Genomic DNA, 19,277 nt, shown 5'->3' on the forward strand with positions numbered 1-19,277 from the left:
GGACTCACGGCGTCACGGCGTCAGGTGCGGCCGCCGATGCCGGTGGCGAACTCGCGTACCCGGCTGACCGGGCCGCGGTCGGGAGCCAGCGGCGGGGTGTCCATGCCTGCGCCCTCGTGCAGCCCGTCGAACAGTTCCCGCATGGCCTGCAGCGAGGAGTGCCGCGGCTGCCAGCCCAGCACCTCCCTCGCCCGCTCGACCTTCATCACCGGGATGCGCAGGACCAGCTCCAGCAGGCCGGGCGCGGCGGGCGCGAGCCGCAGGTGCCAGCCGGCGGCCATGGCCGCCCTGGCCAGCCCTCTCGGGACCGTCACCGTACGGGTGCCCAGCAGCGCGGCCAGGTCGGACGCGTCCAGCACGGGCTCGGCGGCGAGGTTGAACGCCCCGTGCACGGGCCTGGTGACGGCCAGCCGGTACGCCTCGGCCGCGTCGTCGGCGTGCAGCACCTGGAGGCGCAGCCCGGGGATGTCCGGCACGAAGGGGACCCGGCCCGTCCTGATGAGCCACCGCGGCACGAACGGCCCGCCGAACAGCCTGCGCTGCTCGGTCGCGGCCGCGCGCTGGAAGGTGAAGCCGGGCCGCATCCGCACGACCCTGATGTTCGGGTGATCGTGCTCGAAGACGTCCAGCACCCGCTCGACGTAGGCTTTCTCCCGCCCGTACGCGGCCCCCGGCCAGCCGTGCGTGGGCCAGCTCTCGTCCACCGGCCGGTCCTTGGGCCCGGGCGAATACGCCCCCACCGACGAGGCGTGGATCAACGCGGGCACCCCGGCCTCCGCCACCGCGCGGAAGACCCGCATGCTGCCCAGCACGTTGGCCCGCCAGGTGATCGCCGGGTCCCTGGCCGGCTGGAACAGCCAGGCGAGGTGCACCACCGCGTCGGCGCCGTCGAAGATGCGCGTCAGGTCGGCGGCCGCCACGTCGGCCTGCCGCCAGTCGGTGCGGTCGACCCGCCACCCGGGCAGCCGCCGGGCGACTCCCACGATCGACGTCACGTCATCGTCCGCGGCCAGCGCTCGCACCAGGCTGGTGCCCACATTTCCGGTGGCTCCCACCACAACGACTCTCATGGCTGCCCCGCTGCCCCCCGCCGGGACCGCGAAACCCGAGGTCAGCGCCGCTGGACCGGCACAACACCGCCGCGGCAGGACCTTCCGCCTAAACTGCGGCGCATGGAATCCATGCCCCTCACCCCAGAGGAAGAGGTCCGCTTCCAGCACTCCATGTCCGAGTGGCTGGCCAGGTCGCTGCTCGAGAACGGCTCGGTCCGTCTGGCCGCCGTCGACACGCCCGAGAAGCAGCGTCGTTTCCAGGAGGTGGCGCACCGGGTGAGCGAGGTGCTCCGGCGGCCTGTGATCACGATGGCCAGCAGCCACGGCATGACTTTCGAGCTCGGCGGCGAACAACTGCCTGCCCAGGAGCCATCCCCCATATCACCGCGATAGGGGCAATTTGCCACGACCACTCCTCGTATCCGTTCCCGTACGGTAGCGAAACCCCCCCAGTACGAGGAGAGTCCACGAATGCTCCCAAGAAAGGCCCTGACGGCCGGCCTGGCCCTGGCCGTCACGCTGATCGCCGTCCCGGCCGTCGCGCTCGCCGCCAAGGGCGCCGCGGCGCAGGGTGACACCGACGACAGCCTGTTCGCCGTGGCCAGGGCGAGTGCCACCGTCGCGGCCGACCCCCCGCCCGGCCTCGTCGAGGCGCTCTCGCGCGACCTCGGCGTCACCGGCGCGCAGGCCGAGGAGCGCCTGGTGAACGAGGCCGCCGCGGCCGGCGTCGAGCCCAGCCTCCGGGCCATGCTCGGCACGTCGTACGCCGGCACCTGGGTCACCGGCCCCACCTCCACCCCCGTCGCCGCCACCATCGACCCGTCGAAGGCGGCGCAGATCACGGCCGCCGGCGTCACGGCCCGCGTGGTCACCCGCTCCCTCGACCTGCTCGACCGGGTCAAGGCCACCCTCGACCAGGCGTCGGCCAAGGCCCCGAAAACCGCCCCCGTCTGGTACGTGGACGTCGTCGAGAACACCGTCGTCGTCCTCACCTCCACCCCCGCCAAGGCCACGGCCTGGGTCAAGGCCAGCGGCGCCGACACCTCGGCCGTCCGGGTCGTGCGCTCGGACGAGCGACCCGAGCTGTTCTACGACGTCCGCGGCGGCGACGCCTACTACATCGGCACCGGCTCACGCTGCTCGGTCGGGTTCTCGGTGACGCGGGCCGGTTCCCAGGGCGGCTTCGTGACCGCCGGCCACTGCGGCACCACGGGCGCGACCACGTCGGGCTCGAACCGGGTGGCCCAGGGCACGTTCCGCGGCTCGTCGTTCCCCGGCAACGACTACGCCTGGGTCGAGGTCAACACGCAGTGGACCCCGGTCGGCGTGGTCAACGGCTACAGCTCGGGCATCCTGCCCGTACGCGGCTCGACCGTGGCCCAGCCCGGCTCCTCGATCTGCCGCTCGGGCTCGACCACCCAGTGGCGCTGCGGCTCGGTGCAGCAGCTCAACACCAGCGTCACCTACCCGCAGGGCACGGTCAGCGGCGTGACCAGGACCAGCGTCTGCGCAGAGCCGGGCGACTCCGGCGGCTCGTTCATCTCGGGTGACCAGGCCCAGGGCGTCACCTCGGGCGGCTCGGGCAACTGCAGCTCGGGCGGCACGACGTACTTCCAGCCGGTCAACGAGATCCTCTCGACGTACGGGCTGACCCTGACCACCCAGGGCGGCGGGCCGACCGGTTCGCCGACCGTCTCCCCGACCGTGCCCGGCGGCACGTGGGCGCCGAACACCGCGTACGCGGCGGGCGCCACCGTCACCTACGGCGGCGCGTCGTACCGGTGCCTGCAGGGCCACACCTCGCAGACGGGCTGGGAGCCCCCCAACGTGCCGGCGCTCTGGCAGCAGGTCTAGCCAGGCCCAGAAACAGCCACAGGAAAGCCGATCGGCCCAGGCCGGAGAGCCCCTCTCCGGCCTGGGCCTGTTCGTGCCCGCTCGCCGGCTCTCGACCCCCCGCACGGCAACGCCTTCATGGCCGCCCCCAGGGCCGTGGGATCCCCGTGGCAAAAGAAAACTTGAGCCACAAAAGACACTTTACACGCTCCGTATTCAGTGAGTAACTAGGGGTAGTTCTCGACTGACAGGACGGAGCCGCGCGCATGCCGGTGGGCTTCACGCAGCATTCCCTTGGTTCGCGGATTGACGAACGACTGAGCGGTTTCCTGGAAACCTGGCGGAACCCCGTTTCCGACCCGGGCGTCGACGCGGCCTACGGGCTGCTGTCCGACTTCATCCTCGGCGGCGGCAAGCGGGTACGGCCGCAACTGTGCTACTGGGGCTGGCGCGGCGCCGGCGGGGACGACTGTGAGGAGATCATCAGCGCCGCCGCCGCCCTTGAGCTGTGTCACGCGGGCCTGCTGATCCACGACGACATCATGGACGGCAGCGACCTGCGCCGCGGGCAGCCCACCGTGCACCGCAGCCTGGCGGACCTGCACCACGGGGCGGGCGCCGAGGCGTTCGGCCGGGCCGGCGGCATCCTGCTCGGCACGCTCAGCCTGGCCTGGTCCGACACGTTACTGTCCGCGTGCGGGGTGGAGCCGCCGCGCCTGCGTGCCGCCCACCACCTCTTCGACGCCATGCGCACCGAGGTCATCAGCGGCCAGTACCTCGACGTCCTCAGCCAGCTCCGCTCGGGCGCGACCGAGGCCGAGGCGCTGACCGTGATCCGCTACAAGAGCGCGAAATACACCGTCGAGCGGCCCCTGCAGATCGGCGGCGCGCTGGCCGGCGCCTCGGCGGAGCTGCTCGACTCGTACTCCGGCTTCGGGGTGCCGCTCGGCGAGGCGTTCCAGTTGCGCGACGACGTGCTCGGCACGTTCGGCTCCACGCCGGAGACCGGCAAGTCCTCCCTCGACGACCTGCGCGAGGGCAAGCAGACAGTGATGTACGCGCACGCCGTGCAGCACGCCTCCCCCGTCCAGCGCGACCACCTGAAGACCTGGCACGGCAGCCCGGCGCTGACCGAGGAGCGCGCCGCCGAGCTGCGGCAGATCCTCGTCGAGACGGGGGCGCTGGCCAGGGTCGAGTCAATGATCGAAGACCGGGTGCGCGAGGCCGTGTCGGCCCTGGCCGAGGCACAGATCAAGCCCGAGGCCGCCACCGTGCTGGCGGCGATGGCCGACCAGCTCGCGCACCGCGACAGGTAAGGGGCTTCCCGATGAGACGGGTACTTCTCGCGGCCCCGCGCGGCTACTGCGCGGGCGTCGAACGCGCGATCGTCACGGTGGAGGAGGCGCTGAGACGCTTCGGCCCACCTGTCTACGTGCGAAAACAGATCGTTCACAACACCTTCGTGGTCGACGAGCTGACCAGGCGCGGCGCGCTCTTCGTCGACGAGCTCGACGAGGTGCCCGACGGCTCGCTGGTCGTCTTCTCCGCCCACGGCGTCTCGCCCGTGGTGAAGGGGGTGGCGGAGGAGCGCGGGCTGCGGACGATCGACGCCACCTGCCCGCTGGTCACCAAGGTCCACAAGGAGGCCGTACGGATGGCCGAGGCGGGCTACGAGATCGTCCTCATCGGCCACGCCGAGCACGAGGAGGTCGAGGGCACGCTGGGCGAGGCCCCCGACCGCATCCAGGTCATGGACCCGGCCAGGCCGGAGGAGCTGACCGCGGGCGGCGGCCGGATGAGCTGGCTGTCGCAGACCACGCTGGCCGTGGACGAGACCATGCAGGCGGTCGCCGAGCTGCGCAAACGCTTCCCCGACCTGATCGACCCGCCCAGCGACGACATCTGCTACGCCAGCCAGAACCGCCAGGAGGCGATCACCGCCATCGCGCCCCGGTGCGAGCTGGTCCTCGTCGTCGGCTCGGCCAACTCCTCCAACTCCCTGCGCCTGGTGGAGGTGGCGCTGAACGCCGGCGCGCGGGCGGCCCACCTGATCGACCGGGCCGCCGACGCCGACGAACGCTGGCTCGACGGGGTGGAGAGCGTCGGCGTCAGCTCCGGCGCCTCCGTGCCGGAACGGCTGGTCTCGGACCTGCTGGACTGGCTCGCCGGCCACGGATTCGCCGACGTGGAACCCGTCACCCTGACCGAGGAGACGCTGACCTTCTCCCTGCCACTCGAACTCCGAGCTTTCCGCAACCAAGGCTAGGCCCCACATCGAGATTGGTGGTGCACCACGATGACCGAAACGACCCACTCGACCGCCCCCGAGGACGCCAACGGCAACGGCCAGCTCAGCCTGAGCACCGATGCCGCCAAGCAGCTCTCCACCACGACCAAGACCCCGCCGCAGATGCAGGAGATCACCTCCCGCTGGCTGCTGCGGCTGCTGCCGTGGGTGCAGTGCTCCGGCGGCGTGTTCCGGGTCAACCGGCGGCTGACGTACACGCTGGGCGACGGACGGATCACTTTCAGCACCGCCGGTGCGGAGGTGCGGGTGATCCCGGCGGAGCTGACCGAGCTGCCCATGTTGCGCGGCTTCGACGACATGGAGGTGCTCGAAGCGCTGGCCGATCGCTTCACGCAGTTCGAGGTCCAGGCCGACCAGGAGATCGTCGCCGAGGGCGGCGAGGTGGACCGGCTCGTGCTGATCGCGCACGGCCGGGTGGTCAAGATCGCGCACGGCGCGTACGGGGACGACCAGAACCTCGGCGTGCTGGCCGACGGCGACTATCTCGGTGAGCAGGCCCTGGTCGACGGCGGGCAGTTCGCGTACACCGCCCGCGCCAAGACGGCCACCACCGTGCTGACGCTCTCCCGGCGGGACTTCGAGCAGATCGCCGAGCAGGCGCCGGCGCTGCGCGAGCACGTCGCGCGCTGGCGTACGAGCGGCGACCACGCCCAGAACGACTACGGCGAGGCCGCGATCAACCTGTCGGCCGGCCACGTCGGCGAGGCCGTGCTGCCCGGCACGTTCGTCGACTACGAGCAGAGCCCCCGCGAGTACGAGCTGAGCGTGGCCCAGACGGTCCTGCGCGTGCACAGCCGGGTCTCCGACCTGTACAACCAGCCGATGAGCCAGCTCGACCAGCAGCTCCGCCTCACGATCGAGGCCCTGCGCGAGCGCCAGGAGGACGAGCTGGTCAACAACCGGGAGTTCGGCCTGCTCCACAACGCCGACTTCGGCCAGCGCATCCGCACCCGCTCGGGCCCGCCCACCCCCGACGACCTCGACGACCTGCTGTCCACGGTGTGGAAGGAGCCCTCGTTCTTCCTGGCCCACCCGCAGGCCATCGCCGCGTTCGGGCGTGAGTGCAGCAAGCGCGGCATCTACCCGCAGTCGAGCGAGGTCAGCGGCCACCGGGTGCCCGCCTGGCGGGGCGTGCCGATCTTCCCCTGCAACAAGATCCCGGTCTCCGGCACGCGGACGACGTCGTTCCTGCTCATGCGCACCGGCCAGGAGAACCAGGGCGTCGTCGGCCTGCACCAGACCGGCATCCCCGATGAGTACCAGCCCAGCCTGTCGGTCCGTTTCATGAACATCAACGAGAAGGCCGTCATCTCCTACCTGGTCAGCGCCTACTACTCGGCGGCCGTCCTGGTGCCGGACGCGCTCGGCGTGCTGGAGGACGTCGAGCTCGGCAGGAACGGGTAACCGCGGCCCTCCCCGTCCGTCCGGCCCACAGGGATTGGTGGTGTTCATGTCAACGGAGTTCGACGAGCGGCTGAGTCTCGGCACCGGGGCGGCGCGCCTGCTCGCCACGACGACCAAGACGCCCCCGCAGATGCGGGAGATCTCGCCCCGCTGGCTGCTGCGGGTCCTGCCGTGGGTGGATCTGGCGGCGGGGGTCTACCGGGTGAACCGGCGGCTCACGTACCGGGTCGGCGGCGGCCGGGTGAGCTTCTCGAACTCCGGGGCTCTGGTCAGGGTCGTCCCGCCGAGCCTGACCGAGCTGCCGCCGCTGCACGGGCTCGAGGACGACCGCCTGCTCGACACCCTCGCCGGGCTGTTCGAGCAGCGGGAGTTCGACCGCGGCGACCCCATCGTCCGGGCCGGACGGCCGGCGGAGGAGCTGATCCTCATCGCGCACGGCAAGGTGACCAAGCTCCAGCCGGGCGAGTACGGCGACCCGCTCGTCCTCGGCTCGCTGGCCGGCGGCGACCACGCCGGCTCCGAGCCGCCCGACGAGGGCGAGGTGTGGCCGTACACGCTGGAGGCCGGCACCGCGTGCACGGTGCTGACCCTGCCGTGGGAGGTGATCCACGCGCTGGGCGACCGGTCGCCGGCACTGCGCGCCCGGCTCGACCTCCATCGGGCGCGCCGGGCGGCGCCGCAGAACAAGTGGGGCGAGGCCGCGATCGTCACCGCCGCCGGGCACCGGGGCGAGACGGTGCTGCCCGGCACGTTCGCCGACTACGACCCCGGGCCGCGCGAGTACGAGCTGGGCGCCTCACAGGCCGTGCTGCGCGTGCACACCCGGGTGAGCGACCTGTTCAACGGCCCGATGGACCAGAAGGAGGAGCAGCTCAGGCTGACCGTCGAGTCCGTACGCGAGTCGCAGGAACGCGAGCTGATCAACAACCGCGACTTCGGGCTGCTGCACCAGGCCGACCCCGGCCAGCGGATCCACACCCGGACGGGCCCGCCGGGCCCCGACGACCTCGACGAGTTGCTGTGCCGCAGGAAGAAGTCGCGCTACTTCCTGGCCCACCCGCGCCATCGCCGCCTTCCACCGCGAGTGCAGCGCCACGGGCGTCTACCCCGACAGCGCCGAGATCGGGGGCACCCGGGTGACGGCCTGGCGCGGGGTGCCCATCCTGCCCTGCGACAAGATCCCGATCAGCCGGGCGGGCACCACGTCGATCCTCGTCCTGCGTACGGGCGAGGACGACCAGGGCGTCGTCGGCCTGCGCCAGAGCGGCGTCCCCGGCGAGCGGGAGCCGGGCCTCAGCGTGAAGCTCACCGGCATCGACGCGAGGGCCGTGGCGTCGTACCTGGTCAGCGCCTACTACTCGGTCGCCGTGCTGGTGCCGGACGCGCTCGGGGTGCTGGCGGACGTCGAGGTGGCGCGCTGACCGTACACGTTGGAGGAGTGAGCATGACCCAGCCGTTCGAACTGCCGGACTTCTACCTGCCGTACCCGGCCCGGCTCAACCAGCATGTGGAAGAGGCTCGCGCGCACTCCAGGCAGTGGGCGCGCGACATGGGCATGCTCGAAGGTTCGGGGGTCTGGGAGGAGGCGGACCTCGACGCCCACGACTACGCGCTGTTGTGCGCCTACACCCATCCCGACTGCGACGGCACCGAGCTGAGCCTGATCACCGACTGGTACGTGTGGGTCTTCTTCTTCGACGACCACTTTCTGGAGGTCTTCAAACGCACCAGCGACCTGGGGGGCGGCAAGGAGTATCTGGGGCGGCTGGCCCGGTTCATGCCGATGGGCCACGACCTGACCATGCCCGAGCCGAACAACCCGGTGGAGGCGGGGCTGGCCGACCTGTGGCCGCGTACGGTGCCGGGCATGTCGCTCGACTGGCGGGCGCGCTTCGCGGAGAGCACGCGCAACCTGCTCGACGAGTCGCTCTGGGAGCTGGCCAACATCAACCGGGGCCGGGTCGCCAACCCGGTCGAGTACATCGAGATGCGCCGCAAGGTGGGCGGCGCCCCCTGGTCGGCCGGGCTCGTCGAGCACGCGGTGCGGGCCGAGGTGCCGGCCGGGATCGCGGGCACGCGGCCGATGCGGGTGCTGCGTGACTCCTTCGCCGACGCCGTGCACCTGCGCAACGACCTGTTCTCCTACGAGCGGGAGGTCGGGGACGAGGGTGAGCTGAGCAACGGCGTGCTGGTGCTGGAGAGGTTCCTCGGGTGTGACACGCAGGAGGCCGCGAACGCGGTCAACGACCTGCTGACCTCGCGGATGCAGCAGTTCGAGCACACGGCGGTGTTCGAGCTGGGGCCGCTGTTCCTGGAGCACGGCGTCGATCCGCTGAGCGCGGCCGGCGTGCTGCGGTATGTCAAGGGGCTGCAGGACTGGCAGTCGGGCGGGCACGAGTGGCACACGCGCTCCAGCCGGTACATGAACGCGCGGGCCAGGGCGGGCCGGCCGCTGGGCATGTCGTCGGTGGTGGACCTGCTGGGGGCCAAGCGGCTGCGCGGCTTCACACACGTGCCGTACCAGCGGGTGGGGCCGTCGCGGATCCCCGAGCTGTACGTGCCGTCCGACGTGCGGCTGTCACCCCACCTGGAGGCGGCCAGGCGCAACATCGTGGCCTGGTGCGGGGAGATGGGCCTCCTGGAGCCGCGGAGCGGGGTCGTCGGCTCGGCGGTGTGGGACGAGGCCAAGCTGGCCGACTTCGACTTCGCGCTGTGCGCGGCGGGCCTGCACCCGGACGCCTCGCCCGAGGAGCTGGACCTGGCCACGCTCTGGCTGACCTGGGGGACGTACGCGGACGACTACTTCCCGGTCGTCTTCGGCCGCTCGCGCAACCTGTCGGCGGCCAAGGTGGCGGTGGACCGGCTGGGGGCGTGCATGCCGCTCGACTGCTCGCCGGCGCCGCCCCCGGCCAGCGTGCTGGAGCGGGGGCTGGCCGACGTGTGGGCGCGTACGGCCGGGCCGATGCCGGTCGCCGCCCGGCGCAGGCTGCGGGCGACGGTCGAGGAGATGTGCGCGAGCTGGCTGTGGGAGCTGGCCAACGAGATCGCCGGCCACGTCCCCGACCCGGTGGACTACATGGAGATGCGCCGGCTGACCTTCGGGGCGCAGCTCACGATGAGCCTGAGCCGGTTGCGGCACACCAAGGGGATCCCGGAGGAGTTCTACGCGAGCGGGCCGGTGGTGGCGCTGGAGAACGCGATGAGCGACGGGGCGGTGCTGGTCAACGACGTCTACTCGTACCAGAAGGAGATCGAGTTCGGGGGCGAGGTGCACAACTGCGTGCTGGTGGTGCAGAGCTTCTTCGACTGCGACTATCCGGCGGCGCTCGACATCGTCAGGGACCTGCAGGTCTCGCGGGTGCGGCAGTTCGAGCACATCGTCGCGCACGAGCTGCCGATCGTCTGCGACGACTTCGGCCTCGACGGCGAGGCGCGCGGTGACGTGGCGGCGTTCGTGGCCGAGCTGCGCGACTGGCTGGCGGGCATCCACAACTGGCACCGCCACTGCTCCCGCTACGACGAGCCGTCACTGCTGCGCCACTACGCGCCGCGACCGTGGCGGCTGGGCGGGCCGACCGGCCTGGGCACCTCGGCCGCGATCGTGGAGCCTACAGCGGCACGTGGTGGACCGCCGGCTGGTAGAACCAGCCCATCATGCGCAACAACCTCCGCTGGTACGGCGTGACGTTGTGCAGCCGGATCCACCGCTGTGAGGGCGGCAGGGCGGGCATCACGAGCACACGCAGGCCCGAGACGTCGATGAAGGTCAGCTCGCCGGTGTCGACCACGATGTAGGTGCCCTGGCGGCAACTCGCCAGGGTGCTGGCCAGCATGGGGCTGTTGGTGGCGTCGATCTCGCCGGTCAGCGTGACGGCCGGCACGCCCGGCGCCGCCGCCATCGTGATCCGTAGCTGCTCGTCCTGGTAGAGCAGCCGCTCTGTGATACCCACGCTCCTCGCACCCCCCAACGCGCACTCCGGGGGTCGTATTGGCGTACTGCACTCGGCAGGGGATGACCGCTGGCGTACACACCGGGCGATTAACCCGAATTCAGGCTACACGAGGCATGTTCCACTATGTAATTTTCGCTGGGAAATGACCGAATTACGGGGAAATAATGGCGGGTAGCGCTTTCCGAACAGGCCGGCCATGCCCGCGCCGGCTGCGGACTTGACGCACACCGGCCTGCCCGGAGACGCGATCTACCGTGAGCAGAGGCTCATCGCACCCGTGCGCCGGCCAGGGAGGTGCTCCGGCAAGGTGCCGCCACGAGGGGCCGTGGCTGCCGGAACGCCGTCACGCATGGCGTACGGGCCGGGGGCGGGGGGCCGCCGCTTCAGTGACCGATCAGTTGTTGTCGCCCGTGCCCTTCTCGTTGTTGAGGACGTCCAGGTTGATGTCCTGGAGGTGCAGCGCCGTGAGGACGTCGATGTACTTCACGGAGTCGTTGAGGACGTCGTTGAGCAGCGTGGCGTCGTCGAGGAGGCTGAACTGGCTCAAGATCTGCTTGTCCTTGTTGAGGGCGTTGGGGCCGACGTCGGCCGAAGCGCTCGTGGCGGAGAACCCGAACAGGCAGCCCGCGATCGCTGCACCGGCAAGAATGCGACGCATCATTTCTACTTCTCCTTCGTCGGAATCGGCGCGGGATGCGCGTCATCGTGAATCACTCGCACAGGGCTGCGAGATTCCAGGAATAACAATCCCGTGGGCCGTCGGCGGGTCGCAACCCGGCTGTGCTAAGTCGAAGTCAAATGCGCGCCCCAATTCCTTGGCCGGTGAATCCCTACCAGTCCGGATATGTCCGAGTGGTACGGATTTGCCAGGGCGGGCATGACGGCATTTTTTCATCTTATGGCCATACGCGCTTCCGGCATGACCAAAGGGCGTTTTATCCCCATAGAGATGGAGGAAGGTAAGCAGGAGAAACGTCCTGGTGCGTGCCGCGGCGAGGCTGGGCGCGACGAGTCGAAGGAGCGCTGAATATGCCATGAATGGACTGAGGCCACTGCTGGTAATAGCGCTGTCGATCGCGATTCCGGGCACGTCCCATTCCACCGCCGCGGCGGCCGTGAATGGCTGTGGCCCGCGGATTTGCGCCCCGGGCTTCCTCGCGCGCACCGCGGCCGGCGCCATCGCGGCGCGGGCGGCGCTGGAGATGGTCGGGACACCGTACTCGTGGGGCGGGGGCGGGGTGCGGGGCCCCGGATACGGGATCGGGAAGGGGGCGAAGGTCTGGGGGTTCGACTGCTCGGGCCTGACGGAGTACGCGTGGGCGCGGGCGGGGGTGCGGATCGGCACGACCACGTACGAGCAGTGGCGTTCGGGCATCCGGATCGCCAAGGAACTCGTCGAGCCGGGGGACCTGGTCTTCTACGACAACGATCCGGCCACCGCAGGACCGGAGCACGTGGGCGTGGTGGTGGACTCCACCCGGATGGTGAACGCGCCGTACACGGGCCAGCTCGTCCGGGTGGAGCCGCTCGACCGGCGCACCTTCATGGGAGCGGTACGGCCGAGCGAGAGCGCGGCCAACGTCGATCCACCGGCGGAGGAGGGTGGGGGCCCGGTACACGATCGCGCGGCCCAGGTCGTCCTGCAGTGATCGACCCGAGCCGCGCGACGTCGAGATCTCGGTGCGCACCGAGCCCGTGCCGCGGATTCGCGAAATTCCGCGGCCCGCTCTTTTCGGTTCACCTCAAGGCACCAGGAAGAGGATCTTGGCCGGGCGGGCTTCCGTCATTGTCCGGAAGTCGCCGATCAGCTTCCTGCCTACGCCACGTGAGGAGTCGTCAGTTGTTGTCGCCCGTGTCTTCCTCGTTGTTCAGGATGTCGGCGTCGATGTCGTTCAGGTGCAGCAGGGTGAGGATGTCGACGTACTTGACCGAGTCGTTGAGGACGTCGTTCAGTGCGGTCAGGTCGTCCAGGATGCTGAACTGGCTCAGGATGCTCTGACCGCCGTTGTGCGGGTTGGGACCGACGTCGGCCGAGGCCGCGCCGGCGGAGAAGCCGAGGGCGGCGGCCGCGATTGCTGCACCGGCCAGAATGCGACGGATCATGTTTGCTTTCCTCCATGGATCGGCGCGGAAAACCCGACGCCATAGTCGTTTGTGCAGGGCTGTGAGGTGCCGGAAATAACAATCGCGGCAGGCAGCGGGAACCGCAACTCAGAAAGCCCTAATGGAGGTCAAGGAGACACCTCGGTTTCTTGGCACTCGGTTTTGCCGCAGTTAACCGACACCCGGTATATCGACCGCTCCGGCAAACTCTCGAAGCAGATTTGTTTTGGCTGGCCACGAGAATTGCCGCGCGGCCGTTCACCGCCGTATTGGCAATGATCACCCGAAACTTGAGAATCGCCGGTACACCTCTCGGCGTACCCGGACGGCCCTCCCGGGGCGGACGTACGGGCCGAACAAAGCAGCGAGGATGACCGCCGAGTTCCTTGATTAGGAGGTGAGCGGGATGCGTCCGCGTATCCGGAAGTCGATCGTGGTTATCCACGTCATCGCGTCGGTCGCGCTGCTCGGCGAGGTGTGGGGGCTGGTCGTGCTGAATACGTCGGCGGCCCTGACAAACGATCTGGAGCAGGCGCACGCGGCGTATCGCTTGATGCCGCCGCTGGTGTTCGCCGGTGGGATACCGCTGAGCCTCACCGCATTGATCACCGGCATCGCACTGGGGCTGAGCAGCCATTGGAGGCTGTTTCGCTATTACTGGACGGCGGGCAAGCTCGTACTCCTGGTGGCCGTGATCTGCGTCGGCATGTTCCTGTTCGATCCCGAGGGAATGGCCGCCGCGACGTCGTCCGGGCCGGTCGGCCCCGCGCCGCGGTGGGGGCAGGTGGCGGCGCTGGGCACGCAGATCGTCATGCTGGTGACGGCGACGACGCTGTCGGTCGTCAAGCCCCGCCGCAGAATCTTCAGGGCGCGCCGCGGGATCCGGCCCGCGCCCGCGGCCTGAAACACGCCCGGGGCCCGTCCCCTGGCGTACGCGGCCACAGGCGTTCGGTCACGGCCGGTCCCCGGCTGCTGCGGGCGGCCGCAGGCGTTCGGTGACGCCCGGTCCCCTGCTGCTGCGGGCGGCTATGGGCGGGTGGTCAGCCGGTCGAGGGCCGTGGAGAGCCGTCGGAGTGCCTCCAGGCAGTCGCGCGCGCCCTCGGCCCCCAGCTCCCCCACCAGCCGGTCGGCGAACTCCCGGTGGACGGGGGCGATCCTGGTGATCGCCTCCCGTCCCGCGTCCGTGGGCCGCAGCAGCTTGGCCCGCCGATGCGCCGGATTGGGACGGTATTCGGCCAGCCCCCGCTCCACCAGCAGGTCCGCGATCCGCTGCACCCCCTGACGCGTCATCCCCATGGCCCGCGCGATCCCGGCCACCGGCAGCGGCTCACCCGCGACGGCCCCGAGCACCTGCCACCAGGCGGCCGTCATCCCCGCCGGGCGCGCCAGCCCGTCCGCCACGTGCAGGAACTGCCCGTTCAGCCGGAAGGCCCCCAGCACCAGCCCCGACAGCAGCTCGGCACGCTCGCTCATGACAACACCTTGTCGTTTCGACAACATGCTGTCAATGCAATACCGTGCGAGGATAGTCGCATGGCAGAGATCGTCGGCGGAGGACGTCCGATCAACGACGCCGAACGGCGCGTGATCGCCTTTCTGCGAGACCACGCGCCCGCCGACTGGCTGCTGCTGCACAACGTCGAGGTCCCACGCGGCAACGACGTCTTCGAGGTCGACCTGATCGTGCTGACCGGCCACTCGCTCGTGGTCGTCGACGTCAAGGGCACCCGGGGGCGCATCGAGGTGTCGGGCACGCGCTGGTTCCCGCCGCGCAGGGAGGCGTTCGGGTCGCCGGTGACCAAGCTGCGGGGCACCGCCAAGGCGCTCAAGGGCCTGCTGGTGTCGAGGGCCACCCAGCTCGAACGCGTCTACGTCGACAGCCTCGTCGTGCTCACCTCGCCCGACGCCTCGCTGGTCGACCCGGTCGGCCGCGACATCGTCAACGTCACCTACCTGCCCCGCCTGCTGGCCACGCTGAGCGACGTCTCGCGGGTCAGGCGCGGGTGCAGCCCCGACGTGCGGCCCTACCTGACCGCGATACTCGACGCGCTCAACCAGACCGTACGCCGCAGCACGGCCCCGCCCAGGTTCGGCAACTGGGAGGTCGAGGAGCAGCTCGGCGGCGACTCCAAGGTGACCGAATACCGCGCGTTCAACGCCACGCTGCCGGGCAGCGAGACCGTGCTGCTGCGCGTCTACCAGGCCGACCCGCTGGCCGACCACGGCGCGCGGGCGGCCGAGCGGCACCGCATCGCCAACGCGTACCAGACGCTGGCCCGCATCCCGCCGCACCCGTGCGTGGTGCGCTCGCGCGACTTCTTCGCCATCGACGACGAGAGCCGGTTCGTGCTGGTGCTCGACGACGTGCACGGCGAGGCGCTGCACCTGGCGATGGGCAAGGGCGCCCCGCTGGGCGTGATCCAGGACCTGCTGCGCGGGCTGGCCCACGCCCACACCCACGGCGTGATCCACCGCGCGCTCACCCCGGCCTCCGTGCTGGTCACCGACGACGGGCACGCGGTGCTGACCGGGTTCGACTACGCCAAGCCGGGGCCGCGCGACTATACCGTGGCCCACGAACTGGGCAACGTGCTCGACGCCCACTACGTCGCGCCCGAGTGCCAGGAGCGCGCCGACCGCATGACGGCCGCCTCCGACGTCTACGCCGCCGGCGCCATCGCCTACCAGCTCCTCACCGGCCAGCTCCCGACCAGCGGCGACGCCCAGGGCCCCGACGTGCCCGAGGTCGTCCGCCGCATGCTCGACCACTCCCCGGCCAAGCGCCCCACGGCCGAACAGGCCCTTGAGGCGCTCAAGGACGTGCCGCTCCAGGAGTCGAGGCTCAAGCGGCTCGTCCGCCGCATAGTGTCCCGCTCATGACCACCCTGCGCCCCGTCCGCTCCGATCCGGCCTAGAGTCTCGAGCGCAGCGCGCTGGCGTGCCTGAGGTAGTCGAGGGCCAGCCCGGTACGCCCGGCCGAGCGGTGCAGCTCGCCCAGGAGCTGGACCGACGACGCCTCCCCGCTGCGGTCGCCCAGTTCCTGGAAGATCTCCAGCGACCGTTCGAGCCCGCTCGACGCCCTGACCAGGTCGCCGCGGGCGGCCTGTAACCCGGCCAGGCTCTGCAACGCGTACGCCCCGCAGTGCCGGTCCCCCAGCGACTCGAAGATCTCCAGGGCGTGCCGGTGGAACGACATCGCCTGGTGCAGGTGGCCCATCTGGACGCACACGCAGCCCTCCCGGTGCGCGTCCCCCAGCTCCTGGGCCAGCCGCATGGCCTGGCCGAGCGACTCCGACGCCTGCGCCAGGTCGCCCGACTTCAGGCACACCCGGCCGATGGCCTGGCGGGCATACGCCTCCCCGGGCTTGTCGCCGGTGGCCAGGAAGATCGCCAGGGCCTGCTCGAAATGGCCGAGCGAGCGCGCGTGACGGCCGCGGAACTGGCTGACCGCCCCCAGGCCGCAGATCGAGATGGCCTCGGCCCGCCTGTCGCCCAGCTCGCGGAAGATCCGGCGGGACTGGGTGAAGCCCTCGGCGGACTCCTCGTACCGGTCCTGGTAGAGGGCCACCTGGGCCAGGCCCCTGAGCATGGCGGCCTCGCCGTACCGGTCGCCGGCGGCGCGGGCGGCGGCCAGGGCGGCCGTGTGCGTACGCCGCCACGTGCCGAGACGGCAGTGCAGGTCGAGGCAGGGCACCATGGCGGCGGCCAGCCCCCACGCGGACTCGGCCAGCCCCAGCTCCGCCGCCACCTCCACGGCGCCGGCCAGCGTCTCGTGCTCGGCCTCGAACCAGCCGGCCGGGTCGGAGGTCAGCCGTTCGAGCATGTGGGCGGGCAGTGGCCGGCGCGGCGCCCCGGCGGCGGTGAGGCTGAACACGGTGGTGGGTAACCGGGCCAGGACGTGCTCGGTGGTCGCGGTCCACGCGGCCAGCACACGTCCGACGGCGGCCGGCCCGTCGGGGGCGCCCACGAGGCGGTCCACGGCGTGCCGGGCGATCAGGCCGGGCACCCGGTAGCGCGGCTGCCCGACCCGGTCGGTGCCGACCGACTCCAGCAGGTTGAGCTCCACCAGCAGATCCGTGACCTCGTCGGTGCCGGGCCGGCCGAGCGCCGCGTCGATCACCCAGCCCGGCTGCGCGGGCGGCCCGAGCAGCCCCAGCGCGCCCAGGGCGCGGGCGGCGTCGGGCGGCAGGCCCGCGTACCCCTGGTCCAGGCTGACCCGTACGTCCCGCAGCTCGCCCAGCCAGTCGTCCGCCAGCCGTTGCCGCAGCACCGACAGCGACCACCCGGGCCGCGCGGCCAGACGGGCGCCCGCGTTCCTGACGGCCAGCGGCAGCCCGTCGCACGCGGCCACGATCGCCAGCGCCGCCGCCCGCTCGCGCGCCACCCGGTCGTCGCCCGCGATACGGCCCAGCAGCGAGAGCGCCTCCTCCGCGGCGAGCCCGCCGAGCTGGACGCGTACCGCGCCGGGCAGCTCCGTGATGCGGCGGCGGCTGGTGACGAGCACGGCGCTGCCGTCGCCGGGCAACAGCGGGCGCACCTGCGCGTGGTCGCGGGCGTCGTCGAGCAGCACCAGCATGGGCCGCTCGGCCAGCAGCGAGCGCAGCAGCGCCGAGCGCTCGGCCACCGTCGACGGGGCGACCGCCACACCCAGCGCCCGCAACGCCTCGGCCAGCACGTCGCCCGGCTCCCGGTCGCCCAGCTCCAGGTAGAGCTGCCCCGCCGGGTACGCGGCGCGCAGCCCGTGCGCCACGTGCACGGCCAGCGCCGACTTGCCCGCCCCCGGCGGCCCCGAGATCACCGCCACGGCGAACGGTCTCGCGAGATCCGCCACGGCCTCGGCCCGGCCGGTGAAGTCGGGCAGGTCGGGCGGGAGCTGGCGGGGCACGACGGCCAACGTCTCGTCGGCGAGGATCAGCTCGTACGCGCCGCGCAGCTCGGCCCCCGGCTCGACGCCCAGCTCGTCCACGAGCCGGCAGCGTACGGCGGCGTAGGCGCGCAGGGCCTCGGCCTTCCTGCCGCCCCGGTGCAGGGTCAGCACCAGGCGGGCCCACAGGTCCTCCCGGTACGGGTGCTCGGCCAGCAGCCCGCGCAGCTCGCCGGCGGCGCCGTCGTGGTCGCCGACCGAGATCCGCCGCTCGATCAGCGCCTCGGCGGCACGCAGGCGTACCTCGTGGAGGGGTTCGAGACGGCGGTCCCAGACGGGGCTGCCGGGCAGGTCGCACAGGGGGGCGCCGCGCCACAGGGCCAGGGCCTCGGCGTACTGTCCCCGGTCGACCAGCTCCTCGAACGCCAGCAGGTCGAGCTCCTGGACGGTCACGTCGACCGCGTAGCCCGCGGGGTCGGACCGCAGCAGCTCGGCGCCCAGGTCGGAGCGGAGCGAGCTGACGTAGGTGCGCAGGTTGGCCTGCGCCGAGCGGGGCGGGCGGTGCGGCCAGACCACCTCGGCCAGCCGGTCGGCGCCCACCACGCGCCCGGCGTCGAGCAGCAGCGTGGCCAGCAGCAGGCGCGGCTTCCTGCCGGAGATCCGGACGGGACGCCCATGTCGGCGGACCTCGAACGGCCCGAGCACGTGGAAGGTGACCGTCATCCGCATCAGCTCCTCTACAGAGGCTGACAGCTCTTTGTATCGGTTCTGGACGATTCTTGTGCGGCTCACACGGACCCTGGTCTCAGAGATCCCACGGGAAAGGATCACCCGATGAAGCTCAGCGGAGCAATGGTCGCGGGCCTCGCATTGTTGTTCGGCCTCGGCATGACCCCAGCCGCCGCGGCCGACCCGGAACCGGAGTCGCCACAGGCGCAGATACTCGCGACGAACTTCCAGCTCCCCTTCCCCTGCGGCCAGTCGTGGACGGGAAACTCCAGCGCCAGCAGCGCGCACCAGTCGTGGGAGATCGACTTCAACCGGGGCAGCACCGCGGACGCCGACCTCGGCGACCCCGTGGTGGCCGCCGCCTCGGGCACGGTGGCCATCTCCGCGCACCAGGGCTCGGTGAACGGCTACGGCAACCTCGTCAAGATCGACCACGGGGGCGGCTGGACCACGTACTACGCCCACCTGAACGCCCGCTCGGTCAGCGCCGGGCAGTCGGTCTCCCAGGGCCAGCAGATCGGCACGGTCGGCAACACCAGCAAGCCGGGCAACAACATCTCGCCCCACCTCCACTACGAGGTACGGCTGGGCACCAGCTATCCGTCCAACGTCCAGAAGGCCGTCTTCAACGGCACCACCTTCGGCTACCCGCAGCAGACGCTGACCTCGCGGAACTGCGGCGGCTCCACCAACCCGTACACGCCGCAGGAGGTCTGCGGGTCGGGCTACAGCGTGATCGACTCGGCGGCGCTCGGCAGTGAGGGCACCGTCTACCTGCTCTTCAACAGCGCCAACGGCAACAACTGCGTCACGACGCTGAAGGCGAAGTCCCTCGGCACCGCCACCGCGACCAGTGCCTATCTGGAAGTGCAGGGCACCGCGAGAAAGACGGACTCGGGCAACTTCGGCTACTACGCGGGCCCGGTCGTCGCCCAGGCGTCAGGAACATGCGTCAAGTGGGGCGGCAAGGCCGGCGCCGCCGCTTATGACAGCCCGTTCGAGCACTGCGACTGACGCTCCCTGAGAGCACG

The 19,277-nt window shown here is 71.1% G+C and carries 17 protein-coding genes and 1 pseudogene; 12 read left to right on the plus strand and 6 right to left on the minus strand.

Translation table 11 applies throughout. The features are described 5' to 3' along the window. Positions 1 to 20: 20 nt before the first annotated feature. Positions 21 to 1,070, minus strand: a complete 1,050-nt coding sequence (locus ACZ6S0_RS40075; RefSeq protein WP_465924558.1) for an NAD-dependent epimerase/dehydratase family protein — start codon at positions 1,068 to 1,070, stop codon at positions 21 to 23. Positions 1,071 to 1,172: 102 nt separating this feature from the next. Here ACZ6S0_RS40075 and ACZ6S0_RS40080 point away from each other — a divergent pair, with 102 nt between their 5' ends. The 7 genes and pseudogenes from ACZ6S0_RS40080 to ACZ6S0_RS40110 all read left to right on the plus strand — a co-directional run bounded on the left by ACZ6S0_RS40080 (position 1,173) and on the right by ACZ6S0_RS40110 (position 10,282). Next, a complete protein-coding gene (locus ACZ6S0_RS40080; protein ID WP_465924559.1) occupies positions 1,173 to 1,445 on the plus strand; it encodes a hypothetical protein in 273 nt (90 codons plus the stop codon). A 78-nt stretch (positions 1,446 to 1,523) separates the two neighbouring features. Continuing rightward, on the plus strand, positions 1,524 to 2,906 hold the full coding sequence (locus ACZ6S0_RS40085) for a carbohydrate-binding protein (RefSeq protein WP_465924560.1): 1,383 nt from the start codon (positions 1,524 to 1,526) through the stop codon (positions 2,904 to 2,906). Positions 2,907 to 3,151: 245 nt separating this feature from the next. Continuing rightward, positions 3,152 to 4,201, plus strand: coding sequence for a polyprenyl synthetase family protein (locus ACZ6S0_RS40090; RefSeq protein ID WP_465924561.1), 1,050 nt, complete (start codon positions 3,152 to 3,154; stop codon positions 4,199 to 4,201). Positions 4,202 to 4,212: 11 nt separating this feature from the next. Continuing rightward, on the plus strand, positions 4,213 to 5,151 hold the full coding sequence (locus tag ACZ6S0_RS40095) for a 4-hydroxy-3-methylbut-2-enyl diphosphate reductase (protein WP_465924562.1): 939 nt from the start codon (positions 4,213 to 4,215) through the stop codon (positions 5,149 to 5,151). A gap of 30 nt (positions 5,152 to 5,181) precedes the next feature. Continuing rightward, on the plus strand, positions 5,182 to 6,597 hold the full coding sequence (locus ACZ6S0_RS40100) for a family 2B encapsulin nanocompartment shell protein (protein WP_465924563.1): 1,416 nt from the start codon (positions 5,182 to 5,184) through the stop codon (positions 6,595 to 6,597). A 46-nt stretch (positions 6,598 to 6,643) separates the two neighbouring features. Continuing rightward, positions 6,644 to 8,018: pseudogene (locus ACZ6S0_RS40105) on the plus strand (family 2B encapsulin nanocompartment shell protein). Between the two features lie 134 nt (positions 8,019 to 8,152). Beyond that, complete coding sequence (locus ACZ6S0_RS40110; protein ID WP_465924656.1) at positions 8,153 to 10,282, plus strand: terpene synthase family protein; 2,130 nt, start codon at positions 8,153 to 8,155, stop codon at positions 10,280 to 10,282. Here the strand turns inward: ACZ6S0_RS40110 and ACZ6S0_RS40115 are convergent. Both ACZ6S0_RS40115 and ACZ6S0_RS40120 read right to left on the minus strand, forming a co-directional pair. Next, a complete protein-coding gene (locus tag ACZ6S0_RS40115) occupies positions 10,206 to 10,547 on the minus strand; it encodes an STAS domain-containing protein (protein ID WP_465924564.1) in 342 nt (113 codons plus the stop codon). The genes ACZ6S0_RS40110 and ACZ6S0_RS40115 overlap by 77 nt on opposite strands. Before the next feature lie 397 nt (positions 10,548 to 10,944). Next, the gene (locus ACZ6S0_RS40120; protein ID WP_465924565.1) at positions 10,945 to 11,211 is read right to left on the minus strand and encodes a hypothetical protein; all 267 of its coding nucleotides are present in this window, start codon (positions 11,209 to 11,211) and stop codon (positions 10,945 to 10,947) included. Between the two features lie 183 nt (positions 11,212 to 11,394). Here ACZ6S0_RS40120 and ACZ6S0_RS40125 point away from each other — a divergent pair, with 183 nt between their 5' ends. Both ACZ6S0_RS40125 and ACZ6S0_RS40130 read left to right on the plus strand, forming a co-directional pair. Beyond that, positions 11,395 to 11,577: a hypothetical protein gene (locus tag ACZ6S0_RS40125; protein ID WP_465924566.1), complete on the plus strand. Its 183-nt coding sequence runs from the start codon at positions 11,395 to 11,397 to the stop codon at positions 11,575 to 11,577. Positions 11,578 to 11,584: 7 nt separating this feature from the next. Then, positions 11,585 to 12,199, plus strand: coding sequence for a C40 family peptidase (locus ACZ6S0_RS40130; RefSeq protein ID WP_465924567.1), 615 nt, complete (start codon positions 11,585 to 11,587; stop codon positions 12,197 to 12,199). A gap of 187 nt (positions 12,200 to 12,386) precedes the next feature. Here ACZ6S0_RS40130 and ACZ6S0_RS40135 read toward each other — a convergent pair whose 3' ends face one another. Continuing rightward, positions 12,387 to 12,653: a hypothetical protein gene (locus ACZ6S0_RS40135; RefSeq protein ID WP_465924568.1), complete on the minus strand. Its 267-nt coding sequence runs from the start codon at positions 12,651 to 12,653 to the stop codon at positions 12,387 to 12,389. Positions 12,654 to 13,059: 406 nt separating this feature from the next. Between ACZ6S0_RS40135 and ACZ6S0_RS40140 the strand changes: the two genes are divergently transcribed. Then, a complete protein-coding gene (locus ACZ6S0_RS40140) occupies positions 13,060 to 13,557 on the plus strand; it encodes a hypothetical protein (RefSeq protein ID WP_465924569.1) in 498 nt (165 codons plus the stop codon). Positions 13,558 to 13,679: 122 nt separating this feature from the next. Here ACZ6S0_RS40140 and ACZ6S0_RS40145 read toward each other — a convergent pair whose 3' ends face one another. Further along, positions 13,680 to 14,126, minus strand: a complete 447-nt coding sequence (locus tag ACZ6S0_RS40145; RefSeq protein ID WP_465924570.1) for a MarR family winged helix-turn-helix transcriptional regulator — start codon at positions 14,124 to 14,126, stop codon at positions 13,680 to 13,682. A 60-nt stretch (positions 14,127 to 14,186) separates the two neighbouring features. Between ACZ6S0_RS40145 and mads6 the strand changes: the two genes are divergently transcribed. Continuing rightward, positions 14,187 to 15,533, plus strand: coding sequence for a methylation-associated defense system protein kinase MAD6 (mads6, locus tag ACZ6S0_RS40150; RefSeq protein WP_465924571.1), 1,347 nt, complete (start codon positions 14,187 to 14,189; stop codon positions 15,531 to 15,533). A 31-nt stretch (positions 15,534 to 15,564) separates the two neighbouring features. On the opposite strand, the gene ACZ6S0_RS40155 is transcribed toward mads6, so the two are convergent. After that, positions 15,565 to 18,240: an AfsR/SARP family transcriptional regulator gene (locus ACZ6S0_RS40155; RefSeq protein WP_465924572.1), complete on the minus strand. Its 2,676-nt coding sequence runs from the start codon at positions 18,238 to 18,240 to the stop codon at positions 15,565 to 15,567. Positions 18,241 to 18,351: 111 nt separating this feature from the next. Between ACZ6S0_RS40155 and ACZ6S0_RS40160 the strand changes: the two genes are divergently transcribed. After that, positions 18,352 to 19,260 (plus strand): M23 family metallopeptidase, encoded by a 909-nt coding sequence (locus ACZ6S0_RS40160; RefSeq protein ID WP_465924573.1) that lies wholly within the window; start codon positions 18,352 to 18,354, stop codon positions 19,258 to 19,260. Positions 19,261 to 19,277: the final 17 nt, after the last annotated feature.

The sequence above is a fragment of the Nonomuraea sp. NPDC051298 genome, assembly GCF_055586305.1.

Bases quoted from the DNA above. Each gene is read 5' to 3' on its own strand.
- ACZ6S0_RS40160 (WP_465924573.1), top strand. From the start codon at position 18,352: ATGAAGCTCAGCGGAGCAATGGTCGCGGGCCTCGCATTGTTGTTCGGC.
- ACZ6S0_RS40075 (WP_465924558.1), bottom strand. From the start codon at position 1,070: ATGAGAGTCGTTGTGGTGGGAGCCACCGGAAATGTGGGCACCAGCCTG.
- ACZ6S0_RS40135 (WP_465924568.1), bottom strand. From the start codon at position 12,653: ATGATCCGTCGCATTCTGGCCGGTGCAGCAATCGCGGCCGCCGCCCTC.
- ACZ6S0_RS40155 (WP_465924572.1), bottom strand. From the start codon at position 18,240: ATGACGGTCACCTTCCACGTGCTCGGGCCGTTCGAGGTCCGCCGACAT.
- mads6 (WP_465924571.1), top strand. From the start codon at position 14,187: ATGGCAGAGATCGTCGGCGGAGGACGTCCGATCAACGACGCCGAACGG.
- ACZ6S0_RS40125 (WP_465924566.1), top strand. From the start codon at position 11,395: ATGTCCGAGTGGTACGGATTTGCCAGGGCGGGCATGACGGCATTTTTT.
- ACZ6S0_RS40120 (WP_465924565.1), bottom strand. From the start codon at position 11,211: ATGATGCGTCGCATTCTTGCCGGTGCAGCGATCGCGGGCTGCCTGTTC.
- ACZ6S0_RS40110 (WP_465924656.1), top strand. From the start codon at position 8,153: ATGCTCGAAGGTTCGGGGGTCTGGGAGGAGGCGGACCTCGACGCCCAC.
- ACZ6S0_RS40140 (WP_465924569.1), top strand. From the start codon at position 13,060: ATGCGTCCGCGTATCCGGAAGTCGATCGTGGTTATCCACGTCATCGCG.
- ACZ6S0_RS40080 (WP_465924559.1), top strand. From the start codon at position 1,173: ATGGAATCCATGCCCCTCACCCCAGAGGAAGAGGTCCGCTTCCAGCAC.
- ACZ6S0_RS40085 (WP_465924560.1), top strand. From the start codon at position 1,524: ATGCTCCCAAGAAAGGCCCTGACGGCCGGCCTGGCCCTGGCCGTCACG.
- ACZ6S0_RS40145 (WP_465924570.1), bottom strand. From the start codon at position 14,126: ATGAGCGAGCGTGCCGAGCTGCTGTCGGGGCTGGTGCTGGGGGCCTTC.
- ACZ6S0_RS40100 (WP_465924563.1), top strand. From the start codon at position 5,182: ATGACCGAAACGACCCACTCGACCGCCCCCGAGGACGCCAACGGCAAC.
- ACZ6S0_RS40090 (WP_465924561.1), top strand. From the start codon at position 3,152: ATGCCGGTGGGCTTCACGCAGCATTCCCTTGGTTCGCGGATTGACGAA.
- ACZ6S0_RS40095 (WP_465924562.1), top strand. From the start codon at position 4,213: ATGAGACGGGTACTTCTCGCGGCCCCGCGCGGCTACTGCGCGGGCGTC.
- ACZ6S0_RS40130 (WP_465924567.1), top strand. From the start codon at position 11,585: ATGAATGGACTGAGGCCACTGCTGGTAATAGCGCTGTCGATCGCGATT.